General features: G+C 71.2%; 1 protein-coding gene. It reads right to left on the minus strand.

What is annotated here, in order from left to right:
- A partial coding sequence (locus E0H50_RS42685) for a DUF222 domain-containing protein (protein ID WP_165547492.1) occupies positions 1 to 534 on the minus strand: 534 nt, incomplete at both ends.

Consider the following 534-nt stretch of genomic DNA (forward strand, 5'->3'; position numbering starts at 1 on the left):
TCGTCGATGGTGGCGTCGAAGCGGATCACGTCACCGGCGGCGGCGCGGACCCAGATTTGCTTGGTGCCGTGGTCGTCGGACGGGGCGACGAACACGCCCCGCGTCCGGGCGGCAGCCTCGGCCTGGGCTTGCGCGGCCTCGGGATCTGCCTCCCAAACCGCAGCCTTGACGATCTTTCCCAAGGCGCCCGGGGTGACGGTGTCCACGATCCCGACCACCCGCCGGTCGACGATCGCGGCGGCTTCCTGCGACAGCGACAGGCAGGCGCGCGCGATCTTGCGAGCCCGCCACGGCACGGCGTCCCCGTCCAGCACCGCGGCCCAGATCCTCGGCAGCCGATGCCGCAACGCGAGCGCCTCACCGATCAGCGACGCGGCCGCACCCGACGACATCCCCATCACCGCCCCGAACTCGATCGGCGCGAACTCAGCCACCCCAGGGCAACCGTCACCGCCATACACACGAAGCTGTTCGTAGCCCGGCAGCCATTGGTAGCCCTCGACGACCGCGTGCCGGTCGGCGTAGGTCAGTGCG

Source organism: Kribbella sindirgiensis, assembly GCF_004331435.1.
Classification (GTDB): domain Bacteria; phylum Actinomycetota; class Actinomycetes; order Propionibacteriales; family Kribbellaceae; genus Kribbella; species Kribbella sindirgiensis.